The organism is Brevundimonas sp. G8, assembly GCF_902506205.1.
Classification (GTDB): Bacteria; Pseudomonadota; Alphaproteobacteria; order Caulobacterales; family Caulobacteraceae; genus Brevundimonas.
This window is the reverse complement of sequence record NZ_LR732816.1, coordinates 2452687-2465285: the sequence shown is the minus strand read 5'-3', so window position 1 is coordinate 2465285 and position 12599 is coordinate 2452687. Positions and strand designations below refer to the sequence as shown.

General features: G+C 66.8%; 13 protein-coding genes. 6 read left to right on the top strand and 7 right to left on the bottom strand.

From position 1 onward, the window contains the following. Positions 1-5: 5 nt before the first annotated feature. The 3 genes from CHRYSEO8AT_RS11890 to CHRYSEO8AT_RS11880 all read right to left on the bottom strand — a co-directional run bounded on the left by CHRYSEO8AT_RS11890 (position 6) and on the right by CHRYSEO8AT_RS11880 (position 2424). Positions 6-500: a GNAT family N-acetyltransferase gene (locus CHRYSEO8AT_RS11890; protein ID WP_159850252.1), complete on the bottom strand. Its 495-nt coding sequence runs from the start codon at positions 498-500 to the stop codon at positions 6-8. A 68-nt stretch (positions 501-568) separates the two neighbouring features. Further along, complete coding sequence (locus CHRYSEO8AT_RS11885) at positions 569-1342, bottom strand: enoyl-CoA hydratase (protein ID WP_159850250.1); 774 nt, start codon at positions 1340-1342, stop codon at positions 569-571. Further along, positions 1339-2424 (bottom strand): MBL fold metallo-hydrolase, encoded by a 1086-nt coding sequence (locus tag CHRYSEO8AT_RS11880; RefSeq protein WP_159850248.1) that lies wholly within the window; start codon positions 2422-2424, stop codon positions 1339-1341. The genes CHRYSEO8AT_RS11885 and CHRYSEO8AT_RS11880 overlap by 4 nt, the downstream gene beginning before the upstream one ends. A 125-nt stretch (positions 2425-2549) precedes the next feature. On the opposite strand from CHRYSEO8AT_RS11880, the gene CHRYSEO8AT_RS11875 reads away from it, so the two are divergent. The 4 genes from CHRYSEO8AT_RS11875 (at position 2550) to CHRYSEO8AT_RS11860 (ending at position 5897) form a co-directional block, all read left to right on the top strand. Beyond that, on the top strand, positions 2550-3494 hold the full coding sequence (locus CHRYSEO8AT_RS11875) for a hypothetical protein (RefSeq protein WP_201304426.1): 945 nt from the start codon (positions 2550-2552) through the stop codon (positions 3492-3494). A gap of 103 nt (positions 3495-3597) precedes the next feature. Next, the gene (gene xth, locus CHRYSEO8AT_RS11870; protein ID WP_159850246.1) at positions 3598-4383 is read left to right on the top strand and encodes an exodeoxyribonuclease III; all 786 of its coding nucleotides are present in this window, start codon (positions 3598-3600) and stop codon (positions 4381-4383) included. Between the two features lie 5 nt (positions 4384-4388). Then, a complete protein-coding gene (locus tag CHRYSEO8AT_RS11865; protein ID WP_159850244.1) occupies positions 4389-4904 on the top strand; it encodes a hypothetical protein in 516 nt (171 codons plus the stop codon). 87 nt (positions 4905-4991) lie between these two features. Beyond that, positions 4992-5897: a cobalamin biosynthesis protein CbiG gene (locus CHRYSEO8AT_RS11860; RefSeq protein WP_159850242.1), complete on the top strand. Its 906-nt coding sequence runs from the start codon at positions 4992-4994 to the stop codon at positions 5895-5897. Positions 5898-5907: 10 nt separating this feature from the next. Here CHRYSEO8AT_RS11860 and recN read toward each other — a convergent pair whose 3' ends face one another. Further along, positions 5908-7605: a DNA repair protein RecN gene (gene recN / locus CHRYSEO8AT_RS11855; protein ID WP_159850240.1), complete on the bottom strand. Its 1698-nt coding sequence runs from the start codon at positions 7603-7605 to the stop codon at positions 5908-5910. Positions 7606-7681: 76 nt separating this feature from the next. Next, positions 7682-8536, bottom strand: a complete 855-nt coding sequence (locus CHRYSEO8AT_RS11850) for an outer membrane protein assembly factor BamD (RefSeq protein WP_159850238.1) — start codon at positions 8534-8536, stop codon at positions 7682-7684. Positions 8537-8726: 190 nt separating this feature from the next. Between CHRYSEO8AT_RS11850 and CHRYSEO8AT_RS11845 the strand changes: the two genes are divergently transcribed. Together CHRYSEO8AT_RS11845 and CHRYSEO8AT_RS11840 are read left to right on the top strand one after the other, a co-directional pair. After that, positions 8727-9662 (top strand): ribose-phosphate pyrophosphokinase, encoded by a 936-nt coding sequence (locus tag CHRYSEO8AT_RS11845; RefSeq protein WP_135193234.1) that lies wholly within the window; start codon positions 8727-8729, stop codon positions 9660-9662. A gap of 83 nt (positions 9663-9745) precedes the next feature. Further along, on the top strand, positions 9746-10879 hold the full coding sequence (locus CHRYSEO8AT_RS11840) for a hypothetical protein (RefSeq protein ID WP_159850236.1): 1134 nt from the start codon (positions 9746-9748) through the stop codon (positions 10877-10879). Positions 10880-10948: 69 nt separating this feature from the next. On the opposite strand, the gene CHRYSEO8AT_RS11835 is transcribed toward CHRYSEO8AT_RS11840, so the two are convergent. Both CHRYSEO8AT_RS11835 and aceA read right to left on the bottom strand, forming a co-directional pair. Beyond that, complete coding sequence (locus tag CHRYSEO8AT_RS11835) at positions 10949-11158, bottom strand: hypothetical protein (RefSeq protein ID WP_066550777.1); 210 nt, start codon at positions 11156-11158, stop codon at positions 10949-10951. Between the two features lie 21 nt (positions 11159-11179). Beyond that, positions 11180-12460: an isocitrate lyase gene (aceA, locus tag CHRYSEO8AT_RS11830; protein WP_159850234.1), complete on the bottom strand. Its 1281-nt coding sequence runs from the start codon at positions 12458-12460 to the stop codon at positions 11180-11182. Positions 12461-12599: the final 139 nt, after the last annotated feature.

Sequence of the window (12599 nt, the reverse complement as noted above, 5' to 3'; positions counted from 1 at the left end):
AAAGGTCAGCCGATGCGAACCGGACCCGAAACCTGATCCACGCCCGTCGCCAGCCACAGCACGCGGCGACGATCCACCGGCCCCGGCAGGATCACCTCGGGCGCATGGGCAAAGCCGAACCGCTCGAAATAGGCGCTGTCGCCGACCAGCAGCACCCCGCCGACATCCAGCGTCCGCGCCTGGTCCAAACAGGCCTGCACCAGTTCGGCGCCCAGACCGTCGCTACGTCGGCCGGCGTCCACCGCGATGGGACCGAGGAACAGGGCCGCAGTTTCACCGACCATGACCGGCCACAGCCGCACCGAGCCGATCACCCGCCCGTCCAGCCGCACGACAAAGCCCACAGCAGCGCGGGACCCTTCACGCAGACGCTCGGCCGTCTTGGCGAACCGCCCCGGCCCGAAGGCGGCCATGACCAAGGCCTCCACGCCTTCGGCGTCGGCAAGGGTCTCGGCTTCGATCCGGCTCAGGGCCGCAGGTATGGCGAGGGCGTGCGGCATCGGCGCTCCAGTAGGCGCGGGCACCTAGAAGCAAAGCTGCGCCAAATCAAGGCGCGGTTCGATGACAGTCAGCCCGCCTTGGAAAAGTCCGGCGCGCGCTTTTGCGTAAAGGCCATGAACGCCTCCATCGCCTCGGGGCTCTTCATCTGCGAACCGAACGCCTCGCCCTCGCGCTGCATCAGCGCCCACAGGCCCTCTGCGTCACGCATCAGCCGCTTGGTCTTGCGGATGGAGTTTGGCGCGCGCCCCGCCACCTTGGCCGCCAGGTCCGCCGCCGTCGCCTCGACCTGATCGGCCGGGACCGCGCGGTTGGCGATGCCCCAGGCCAGGGCCGTCTTGCCGTCCAACGGCTCGCCCAGCGCAAACAGTTCGAAGGCTCGCTGATGACCGATCACGGCGGGCAGCAGCAGGCTGGACGCCGCTTCGGGCGCCAGGGCCAGGTTGACGAACGGCACGGACAACAACGCATCCTCGGCCACCACCACCAGGTCGCAGTGCAGCAGCATGGTCAGGCCGATCCCGACCGCCCGGCCCTTCACCGCCGCCACGGCCGGCTTGTCCAGGTCCGCCAGCGCCTTCAGGAACCGGAACACCGGCATCTCACCCGGTCCCGCGCCCTGCGATCCCAGGGCGATGAAGTCCTGAATGTCGTTGCCGGCCGAAAAGCTGTCGCCCTCGGCGCGCAGCAGCAGCACACGCACTGCATCGTCGGTCCGCGCCCGCTCGGTCGCCTCGGCCAGGGCCGAATACATGGCCTGGGTGATGGCGTTCTTCTTGTCGGCGCGGTCCAACGTGACGTTCAGGACGCCGTCGATCAGTTCGCTGCGGATATGTTCGCTCACGTCGTTTCCTCGTCCTGTTCGACGGCGGTCCACCAGTCGATGCCGTTCTCGTCGCGCGTCCGCGTGGCGCGGCCGCGTCTCTCCAGATAGTTCAGATGCGCTTGGGCCTCGCCCGTGGCCATGCCCAAAACCCCGTCCCCGACCGCCCGACCGAACACGGCTGGGAAGCCGTCGACGACCCTAGACGGTTGACGCAACGTCCGCTCAAGCCGTTTCAGCGCTGTCTCGTGTCCGCGCTTCAAGGCGTCGAGCCGGGCGTGGACGCCATAGAAGGGTTCGCCATGTGCCGGCAGGACGAACAGACCCTCCGGAAGCAAGGCCCGCAGCTTGGCCAGCGAGTCCATCCAGTCACCCAACGGGTCGGCGTCAGGCTCCGTCGACCAGACCGACACGTTCGACGATATGCGCGGCAGGATCTGGTCGCCGGCGATGAAAACGTCGTCCGAGCGACGCCACAGGCAGACATGCTCCGGGCTGTGGCCCGAGCCGATCACCACGGTCCAGTCGTCGCCGTCGATGCTCAGGGCGTCACCCTCCGACAGTCGGCGATAGCTGCGCGGCATGGGGCTGACACCCTTGGCGAACCCGCCGTAATCCGCTCGCCAGCGTTCGATCTGCGCCTCGTCCCACCCTGCGGCGCGATAGAAGACCTCGCCGTCGGCCGGCGCATCGCCCGCCTGCTCGGCCATCAGCATCCGGCCGGTGATGTATTCGATCTGCGACATCAGCAGCGGCGCGCCCGTCCGTTCGCACAGCCACCCCGCCAGACCGATATGGTCGGGGTGCATGTGGGTGCAGATCAGCCGCGTCACCGGCCTGCCGCCCAACGCGCCGTCCAACGCCGTCTCCCAGGCGGCGATGGTCGCCGATGTCTTCAATCCCGTATCGACGACAACCCAGCCGTCGCCATCCCGGATCGCATAGATGTTCACATGATCCAGCTGGAACGGCAGGGCGAACCTTAGCCAAAAAAACCCGCGCGCGACCTCGATCGCCTCGCCCGGGGCCGGCACGACGTCGAGCGGATAGGTCAGGCCCCGCGCGTCCTTCGCCACTGTCGTTCGCGTGCTGCCGTCGGCCAAGTCAGTCTCCAATCGAAACGCGCAGACACTAGCCTCAGTCCGGCCTCAGCGTCCACACTCGCCTTGACCCGGCCCAAATACACCGCCACGAAGCCAGCCTGCATTCAGAAACCCAGGGTGTTTTCATGAAGTCCCGCCTCGCCGCCGCCCTTGCGGCGCTTCTGTTCAGCGCCTTCGCCGTCGCGCCCGCCATGGCGCAAGAGCGTCAGCAATCGCAACAACAGCGCAACGCTGACGATGAACCTGCCGTGACCCAAGGCCCCACGTCTCGTGCGGCAGCCGGCCGCCAGCGTCGCGAACGCGCGCCCGCCGCCCCCACGGCCGAGCAAATCTTGGCCTCGGCCCAAGAGCAGATGAACCTCACGACGACCGGCTGCCAGGTCAGCGAGGCCAAGCTGATGGGCAAGACCGCCGCCGACACGACGGTCTATGAAGTCGCTTGCGGCGCCGCGCCGGGCTACATCGTCGAAACCAAGACGCCGCCGGAAGCCTCAAGCTGCATCATCCTGGCCCATTCGGCCGAGGTCGCCCGCGCGGCTAACCCGACGGCGCCTCCCGCCGCGCAGTGCACGATCGCCGCCAACATCGACATCCAGAAGTTCCTGCGCCAGTACGCTGTAGACGCCGGCGTCGCCTGCACCGTGGATCAGGCCAAACTTCGCGGACAGTCCAGCGACGGCGCCGTCATCTATGAAGTTGGCTGTTCGGATGGTCCTGGTTACTGGATCAAGCAACAGGCCGCGACCTGGACCAAAACCCCATGCATTCAAGTCCTCGCGGAACAAGGCACGTGTGAGTTCACCACCACCGCCGAGAACGCCGCCTTCGTGAAGACCCTGCTTGTCGGTTCCGAAGCCGCATCCTGCGACGTGACCGAAGCCCGCCTGATGGGCCGCAACGCCAACGGCGTCTTCTATGAAGCCAAGTGCGCCGGCGCCGACGGCGTCATCGCCCGCCTGAACGCTGAAAATGCGGTTCAGCAGGTCTATCCCTGCGCTACCGCCCAGGCCATAGGCGGCGGCTGCAAGCTGACGACGGCTGCGGCTGCACCGGCCGGCGGTCGCCCGTAAGCGACGTCACAGACCAAACGAAGGGCCGTCGGAGCGATCCGGCGGCCCTTTTGTTTTGCGCGCCCTCTTTTCCAGAACCGAGACGCAGCCTAGCGTCGCCGTCATGCGCATCGCCACCTGGAACGTGAACTCCGTCAACGCCCGCCTGCCTACCGTGTTGGCGTGGCTGGAGCAGGCCGCTCCCGACGTCGCCTGTTTTCAGGAGATCAAATGCGTGGACGAGAAATTCCCGCGCGAGGCCTTCGAGAGCCTGGGCTACAATGTCGAGACCCACGGCCAGAAGAGCTACAACGGCGTCGCCCTGCTGTCGAAATACCCACTGTCCGATATCCGGCGCGGCCTGCCCGGCGACGATGCGGACGAACAGGCCCGCTATATCGAGGCTCTGGTCGAGGCGCCCCGGCCCATCCGCGTCGGCGCCATCTATCTGCCCAACGGCAATCCGATCGGGACCGAGAAGTTCGCCTACAAGCTGGCCTGGTTCGAACGTCTGAACCGCCACGCCCGCGACCTGATGGCGTTCGAGGAGCCGCTGGCCCTGTGCGGCGACTACAACGTCATTCCCGAGGCCGAGGACGCCAAGAACCCCGCCGCCTGGACCGAAGACGCCCTGTTCCAGCCCCAGAGCCGACAGGCCTTCCGGGCGCTCAAGAACCTGGGCCTCGCCGACGCGCATGAGATCGGCGGCGAACCGGCCGGAACCTACAGCTTCTGGGACTATCAGGCCGGGGCCTGGCAACGCGACCACGGCATCCGCATCGACTTCGCCCTGCTGTCGCCACAGGCCGCCGACCGGTTCCGGGGCATCGAGACGCATCGCGACGCTCGCGACATGGAAAAGCCCAGTGACCACGTCCCCGTCGTGGTCGATCTCGATCTAGAGGCCTGACGCCCATGGCCGACGCCTTGCGGGTGGTTCTGCTGATCGCCCTGGCGGCGGCCCTGCTGACGACGCTGGCCCTGGCCCTGTCGTGGTGGATGGAGCCGCCGCGTCGCCTGCACCGCGCCATGCTCAAGACCCTGGGCGCCGCGCCCGAGGTCGAGGCCCTGTCGCCGGGCGAAGGCCGCGCCTGCGCGCTGAACTTCGACATCGAACAGGTGGTGGTTCTGTGGGCCAACGGCGCCCACGGCCTGGTCTATGCCTTCGACGAGGTGGACGGCGGCGAGATCATCGTCGATGGCCATGTGGTGGCCCGCGTTCGCCGGGGCGAGGCCCGCAAGTCTCTGGATGTCCTGGCCCCCGACGCAGAGCAGGTGGTGCTGCGCCTGATGTTCGCCGACGCCCGACACCCCGAGTTCGAACTGGCCCTGTGGGACGCCGCCCTGCCCGTCCAGACCGGTTCACCCGGCGAGGCGCTTCGGCTGGGCCGGCGCTGGCTGTCGCATCTGGAAGCCCTGCTGAAGGGATGAGACGCGACAGGGGCCTTTCGGTCGCCGCGATGGAGCGGTAGAAGCCCCGCTCATTCCTAACGACACGCCTTTATCAAGGAGGCCGCCTTGGCCCGCCTTTTCGACGCCTATATCGTCGCCGACTGGACCGCCGCCGAAACCAAGAAGCTCGGCGACACGTCGCTGTGGATCGGTGTGGCCAAGCGCGACGTGCGGTTCCGTCTCTATACCGAGACGCACAATGTCGCGACCCGCGCCGAGGGCGAAGCCTTGCTGGCCTCCATCCTGGCGGACCACAGAAAGCGCGGCGACCGGGTGCTGGTCGGGCTGGATTTCAACTTCGGCTATCCTGTCGGCACGGCCGCCCGGCTGAAGCTGGACGGCACACCATGGCAATCGATGTGGAAGTTCATCGCGTCGAACGTCGTGGACAAGGCTGACAACACCAACAACCGCTATCAGGTCGCGGCCAAGATGAACCGGCTGATGACGGATGAGGCCTGGCCCCTGTGGGGCGCGCCGGCCAAACAGGCGCAGCGTTGGCTGACCACCACCAAGCCTCCCGTTGGTTCAGGCGCTGATATCCCCGAGTTCCGCGAGACTGAAAACAAGGCCCGCAAGGGCCGGCTTCAGCCCAAGAGCGTCTGGCAGATGCATGGCGCCGGCGCCGTGGGCGGCCAGACCCTGGTCGGCATCCCGGCCGTGCGGCGGCTGCTGGAAAGCCTTGGCCCTTCCGGCGCCGTCTGGCCCTTCGGCACCGGCTGGCGCGCCCTGACGCCCGAAGATGTCGAGCCGCTGTCGGCCCTGGTCGTCGAGGTCTGGCCCTCGATGCACGAGACCAAGCCGAATGAGGGCGAGTTCAAGGACCAGGCCCAGGTCCGCTCGACTGCCGAGGCCCTGGCCCGAATGGACGAGACCGGCGACCTGGCCAAGGCCTTTGGCCCGCCCAAGGACGCCTCGCCCGAACTCATCGCACAGGTCGAGCAGGAAGAAGGCTGGATTCTGGGGGTCTAAGACCTGGTCATCAGCCGATCAGCGCCCGCGCCGCCGCCCGCGCCTCGTCGGTGATTTCGGCGCCGGACAGCATCCGGGCGATCTCTTCCTGGCGGCGCTGGTCGTCCAGGGTGACGACCGTGGTGGTGGTCAGGCCGTCACGGTCGGCCTTCATCACCTTCCAGTGGGCATGACCGCGCGACGCCACCTGGGGGCTGTGCGTGACCACCAGAACCTGGGCCCCGTTCGACAGGCGTTTCAGGCGCGAGCCGACGGCCTCGGCCACGGCCCCGCCCACGCCCTGATCCACCTCGTCGAAGATCATGACCGGCTGACGCATGTCCTCGCGGCTGGCCAGGGCCGCCTTCATCGCCAAGGCGAAGCGGGCCAGTTCGCCCCCTGACGCAATGGCGTCCAACGGCCCGAAGTCGTTGCCGGCGTTGGTGGCGATCTGGAACCGCACGGTCTCGACCCCGTCTGGGCCGCGCCGGCCCTCGATCGGCTCCAGCGCCACGCGGAACCGCGCCCGCTCCAGCTTCAGCGGGCCCAGTTCCCCCATGACGGCGGCGGTCAGGCGGTCGGCCGCAGCCTCGCGCGCCGAAGTCAAGAATTCGGCCGCCAGATCGTAGGATTCGGCCGCTTCCGCCGCCTCGCGCCCGGCATTGGTCAGGGCCTCCTCGCCGTCCTCAATCAGCCGCAACTGCTCGCGCAGCCGGATGCGTAGGGTCGGCAGGGCGTCGACCGTGGTGTTCAGCTTTCGGGCGGCGGCGCGCAGGGCGAACAGCCGCTCTTCCGCCTTGTCCAGCCGACCCGGCTCATAGTCGAAGGCGGCGGCGGCGGCGTCCACGGCGGCGACGGCTTCGGCCGCCTCGACCATGGTGCGGTCGATGGCGTCCACGGCGGCGGACAGTTTCAGGATGACGGGGTGGTCGCCCTCGGCCCCCGCCTGTCCCGCCCGCTGGCGTGCGTGTTCGACGGCGCGCAGGGCCGCGCCCAGTTTCTGGCTCAGCTTGTCGCCGCCCAGTTGGGTGCGGGCGTCGGCCAGATCGGCGATGGCCTTTTCCGCCGCGCCCAGCAGCGCCCGTTCGCCCGCCAGTTCCGTCTCCTCGTCGGCGCGCGGATCCAGCGCGTCCAGTTCGGACAGGTTCAGGCTGATCTCTTCCAGTCGTGCGGCCGCATCGGCGGCCTGGGCTTTCAGCTCCGCCAGCTTGGCCTCGGCGGCCTTCAGCTTGGTCGAAGCCGTTGCGACCGCAAGCAGTTGCGGCTGAAGACCGCCATAGGCGTCCAGCGAACCCCGATGGGTGCGCCAGTCCAGCAGGCCGACTGTCTCGTGCTGTCCATGCACCTCGACCAGGGCCGCGCCGATCTCGCGCAACGCCGTCACTCCGGCAGGCTGATCGTTGACATAGGCCCGGCTGCGACCGTCGGCGCCCAGTACCCGGCGCAGGATCAGATCCTCGCCAGGCCTGACCTCGAACCCCTTCTCGGCGACGAGGGCCAGAAGATCGGGATCGTTGGGCGCGGAGAAGATGGCCGTCGCGACCGCCTGTTTCGCGCCATTCCTGACCAGACCCGCATCACCCCGTCCGCCCAGCGCCAGGCCCAGGGCGTCCAGAATGATCGACTTGCCGGCCCCGGTCTCACCGGTCAGCACAGTCAAGCCGCTCTCGACCTCAAGATCGAGCACGTCCACCAAGACGACATCGCGAATGGAAAGGGCGGTCAGCATCGCTTCAAGCGCCGGGAGAACGAATCATGACCGACAGAATCCCGACACTGGCCGCATTTCACAAGCCGTTGCGTGATCAGCCCGGAATGATCCGTTGCAGCCAGCTCTCGCGCTTGCCCTCAGGCGCCTTGTCCGGCGTCTGGCCGTTCTCGGTCAGCAGGGCGTAGGCCTCGGCGTACCAGGGGCTGCCGGGGAAGTTGTAGCCAAGCACAGCGCCGTTACGGGTCGCCTCTTCCTTCAGGCCAAGCTGCAGGTTCACCTCGACCAGACGGTACAGGGCCTCGGGCGTATGCGAGGTGCGCTGGAAGTCCGGGTTGGCGATGACCGACTTGTAGCGGTTGACGGCCGCCAATGGCTGGTTGGCGCGCTGATAGTAGCGGCCGATATTCATTTCCTTGCCAGCCAACTGGTCGTTGACCATGTCGATCTTGACGGCGGCGTCCGACGCATAAGGCGTGCCCGGATAACGGCGGGATACGTCCTTCAGACCCGCGAGGGCGGCGGTGGCGTAACCCTGGTCGCGACCCACGTCGGTGATCTGTTCGAAGTTGCAGACCGCCTTCATGTAGAAGGCATAGGCCGCCGACGGATTGCCGGGGAACAGTTGGATGAACCGGTCCGACGCCGCGATGGCGTCAGCATAGGCGTTGTTCTGATAGTAGGCGTAGACCTGCATCAGGATCGCGCGGCGCGCCCAGTCCGAATAGGGGTGCTGGCGTTCGACTTCCTGGAAATAATCGACGGCGTCGGACCAGCGGCGCTGCTGCAGGCGCTCATAGCCAGTGTTGTACAGGGCCTCGACGGGACGCTCTTCGTAGGCGAGGCGCGGGCGCTCTTTGCCGGCGCAGCCTGAAATCGTCACTGCGGCGATCGCCGCGGCCATCAGCACCATGCCGGAACGGAACTTAGAAGCGGACAAGAACGACCCCATGACGTGTGGAGAAAGGCCCTAAGCCATTCCCCCGGAAACCAACGCGGCGACCTCTAGCACCCGCAACCGAGCCGCGCCATGCCAAGGAAATCTCAGCATACGACTTGCCCTGCCCGGCTCCACTGGTAAAGAGCGCGCCAACCGACCGTCGTTCATGGGGGGCGGATGACGGCGAAAGGATGACCGGCCGATGAAGCTGCTCTCAGGCAACTCCAACCGCGCACTGTCCCAGGCGATCGCCGACCATCTGGATGCGCCCCTCACCAAGGCCCAGGTCAAGCGTTTCGCCGACAACGAAGTCTTCGCCATCATCGAAGAAAACGTGCGCGGCGAGGATGTCTTCATCCTGCAGTCGACCTCCTATCCGGCGAACGACAATCTGATGGAGCTGCTGATCATCACCGACGCCTTGGTGCGAGCCTCGGCGCGGCGGATCACGGCCGTCATCCCGTATTTCGGCTATGCCCGTCAGGATCGTAAGACCGGCGGCCGCACGCCGATCTCGGCCAAGTTGGTCGCCAATCTGATCACCCGCGCCGGCGCAGACCGCGTCTTGACGATGGATCTGCATGCCGGTCAGATCCAGGGCTTCTTCGACATTCCGACCGACAATCTGGTGGCCACGCCCGTGCTGGCGCAGGACATCAAGGAACGATACGCCCGCGGCGACGACCTGATGATCGTCTCGCCCGACGTCGGCGGCGTGGTGCGCGCCCGTTCGCTGGCCAGCCGCCTCGACGCCGACCTGGCCATCGTCGACAAGCGTCGGCCCAAGGCGGGCGAGAGCGAAGTCATGAACATCATCGGCGACGTTCAGGGCCGCCGCTGCATTCTGTTCGACGACATCGTCGATTCGGGCGGCACCCTGGTCAACGCCGCCAAGGCCCTGATCGACCAGGGCGCGACCGAGGTCTCGGCCTATATCAGCCACGGCGTCCTGTCCGGCCCGGCCGTCCAGCGGATCACCGACGGACCGCTGAAGGAGTTGGTGATCACCAACTCCATCGAGCAACCCCACGAAGTTTTGAACTGCCCGAAAATACGAACGGTTTCCGTGGCTCCGCTGGTTGGCGAAGCTATCCGACGGATCGCGAACGAGGAATCGGTTTCAAAGCTGTTCGATTAACCTTCGGATAACCATAAGGCCCGCCTTATAAGCGCCAACAGTGTTGGCGCTTTGTGCGCGCGTGATCGCCTGAGGAAGTCTTCATGAAATCGGCCCTACTGAGCCGCGGCCTCTCCGCCGCCGCCCTCGCCGCCGCCGTCCTGCTCGCCAGCTGCGAGAGCGGACCGTCGAAGGCTGAGCTGGAAGCGCAACGTCTTGCCGCCGAACTGGCGGCTCGCCAGCCGCCGCCCATTTCGCTGAACAAGGACGTGGCGGACGCCGCCTCCATCTACGTCGCCTTCCTGCGCGAGGCCCGCACGATCCAGCCGGGCGGCTTCCCAGACGCCGAATCGATCCAGGTCGCTCTGCGAAAGGGCGCGTCCTATGATCCCAACCAGCTGTCGCGCGGCCTGATCGCCTATGGCTCGATCATCGCCCTTCAGTCGCCCGAGTTCGTCGCCGGCGTGCGCCAGTTCGCCATCGATCCGGTCCAGCGCCAGCAGATGGTGGCCCAGATCGTCGCCGACCCGGCCTATGCCGCCACCCTGCCCGGCGCCGACGCCGCCGCCGGCCTGATCTCCAGCACCATCGGCAAGGACGCCGTGGCCATGCGCGGAATCGCCGAGGCAATCGAGCAGGACGCCTACACCATCCAAGGCCGCAGCGACCCGCGCCGCAGTTGGGCCGTCGTGCCGATCCCGCATCGCGAAGTCCGTCTGGAAAGCGCCAAAACTCTGTCGGAAGTGGACATGCTGCCCTCGGCCGACGAAGCCAACCTGCTATTCGCCGCCGCCAACAGCGGCACGGGCCTGGCCATCGAACCGTCGCGCAAGGCGCCGCCCTACACCCCCGCCGTGGTTCGTTCACTGGCCATCGCCGCTCTGGCCGCCCTGGGTTCCGGCGGCGACGAGGCGCGCGTAAATACGGAGGCCCTGACGCACGAGCCGAACAGCGAGTTCTGCCTGAACATGTCCAAGCTGATGCTGTTCCAGTGCCTGGCCGCCTCACGCCCCAGCTATGAGGATGTCTTCTGCCTGGGCCGCCACGTCACCCGCGACCTGGCCACCTGCACGACCGAAGCGACCCAGATCACCACCATCATCGTCGGCGATCCCCAGGAAACCGGCGCCGCCCCGGCGCGCACACCCATCTCGGTCTCGGTTCCCCAAACACCGGTTCCGGCCGCCGCCAGCACGGCGACCCAGTCGCTGAACACGACGCCGTCCGGCCCGCGCTAAACCGCGTCCAGCACGACAAAAGGCCCGCCCCGAGCGATCGGAGCGGGCCTTTTTCTTTGGTCGGACGACCTATTCGTAGCCGTGAGCCGCCTCGTTGATCACCTGGGACGGCATGGACGAGAAGTCCACGGCGACCGGCGTTGCGGTCTTGGCCTGATAGGTTCGCAGCACATGCGTCATGCGGCGGCGCACCTCTCGCTCGGCCTCCGTGCCGGTGTCGAGCGCCAGGGGCGCCAGGCAGAAGTCGATGATGGCTTCGGTTCGGGTCAGAGGTTCCATTTTTGCGGGTTCCTTTTCTGATTAAGCCGCGTGGGTGAACTGGGCGGTCTCGGTCGAGTCCTTCAGCGCCGTCGTGGACGACTGACCGTTGGAGATGACCGTGGCGACCTGGTCGAAATATCCGGTGCCGACTTCGCGCTGGTGGCGCGTGGCGGTGTAGCCGATGGCCTCGTTGGCGAACTCGCGCTGTTGCAGCTCCGAATAGGCCGCCATGCCGCGATCGCGATAACCGTCCGCCAGCTCGAACATGGAGTTGTTCAGGCTGTGGAAGCCCGCCAGGGTCACGAACTGGAACTTGTAGCCCATGGCCCCCAGCTCGCGCTGGAACTTGGCGATGGTGGCGTCATCCAGCTTGGCCTTCCAGTTGAAGGACGGCGAGCAGTTATAGGCCATCAGCTTGCCCGGATGCTCCTTCTGCACGGCCTCCGCGAACTTCTTCGCGTCGTTCAGATCCGGGTGCGACGTCTCCCACCACAGCAGGTCGGCGATATTGGCGTAGGACAGGCCGCGCGCGATGCAGTGGTCCAGGCCCGTGCCTTCCTTAAGACGGAAGAAGCCCTCCGGCGTGCGGTTGTCGCGGTCGATGAAGGGCTGGTCGCGCTCGTCGATGTCCGAGGTGATCAGTTGGGCGCTCTCGGCGTCCGTCCGCGCGACCGTGATGGTCGGCGTGCCCATGACGTCGGCGGCCAGACGCGCGGCGACCAGATTGCGCTCATGCGCCTGGGTGGGGATCAGAACCTTGCCGCCCAGGTGGCCGCACTTCTTCTCGGACGCCAGTTGGTCCTCGAAGTGGACACCGGCGGCGCCCGCCTCGATGAAAGCCTTCATGATCTCGAAGCTGTTCAGCGGCCCGCCGAAGCCGGCCTCTGCGTCGGCGACGATGGGCACGAACCAGTCGCGCTTGGCCCCGCCTTCGGCGTGTTCGATCTGGTCGGCGCGTTGCAGGGTGCGGTTGATGCGGCGGCACAGTTCCGGCGCGGCGTTGGCCGGGTACAGCGATTGGTCGGGATACATGGCGCCGGCCGTATTAGCGTCGGCCGCGACCTGCCAACCCGACAGATAGATGGCCTTCAGGCCCGCACGGACCATCTGCATGGCCTGGTTGCCAGTGACGGCGCCCAGGGCGTTGATGAAGGGCTCGTCGTGCAGCAACTGCCACAGGCGGTTGGCCCCGCGTTCGGCCAGCGTATGGGTGACCGGCACCGAGCCGCGCAGGCGCAGGACGTCCTCAGGCGTGTAGGGGCGCTCGATGCCGTCGAAACGGCCGGTGGGCGAAGGCACCAGATCGGCAAAGGTGGTCATGATCGAACTCGGTCTCTGAAGGGCGCGGCCGCAGCCGCCGTCTCGGAGACAAGAACACGCCGAAGTCACGAATAACACAGCGACAGGCACATCATTTATGTCATTTTGTCATATCATGACTTTGCAATGCAAGTCACAT

Excerpts from the sequence above, each read along its gene's own strand:
- CHRYSEO8AT_RS11850 (WP_159850238.1), bottom strand. The coding sequence starts at position 8,536 with ATGGGGTCGTTCTTGTCCGCTTCTAAGTTCCGTTCCGGCATGGTGCTG.
- CHRYSEO8AT_RS11875 (WP_201304426.1), top strand. The coding sequence starts at position 2,550 with ATGAAGTCCCGCCTCGCCGCCGCCCTTGCGGCGCTTCTGTTCAGCGCC.
- aceA (WP_159850234.1), bottom strand. The coding sequence starts at position 12,460 with ATGACCACCTTTGCCGATCTGGTGCCTTCGCCCACCGGCCGTTTCGAC.
- recN (WP_159850240.1), bottom strand. The coding sequence starts at position 7,605 with ATGCTGACCGCCCTTTCCATTCGCGATGTCGTCTTGGTGGACGTGCTC.
- CHRYSEO8AT_RS11840 (WP_159850236.1), top strand. The coding sequence starts at position 9,746 with ATGAAATCGGCCCTACTGAGCCGCGGCCTCTCCGCCGCCGCCCTCGCC.
- CHRYSEO8AT_RS11890 (WP_159850252.1), bottom strand. The coding sequence starts at position 500 with ATGCCGCACGCCCTCGCCATACCTGCGGCCCTGAGCCGGATCGAAGCC.
- CHRYSEO8AT_RS11835 (WP_066550777.1), bottom strand. The coding sequence starts at position 11,158 with ATGGAACCTCTGACCCGAACCGAAGCCATCATCGACTTCTGCCTGGCG.
- CHRYSEO8AT_RS11845 (WP_135193234.1), top strand. The coding sequence starts at position 8,727 with ATGAAGCTGCTCTCAGGCAACTCCAACCGCGCACTGTCCCAGGCGATC.
- xth (WP_159850246.1), top strand. The coding sequence starts at position 3,598 with ATGCGCATCGCCACCTGGAACGTGAACTCCGTCAACGCCCGCCTGCCT.
- CHRYSEO8AT_RS11865 (WP_159850244.1), top strand. The coding sequence starts at position 4,389 with ATGGCCGACGCCTTGCGGGTGGTTCTGCTGATCGCCCTGGCGGCGGCC.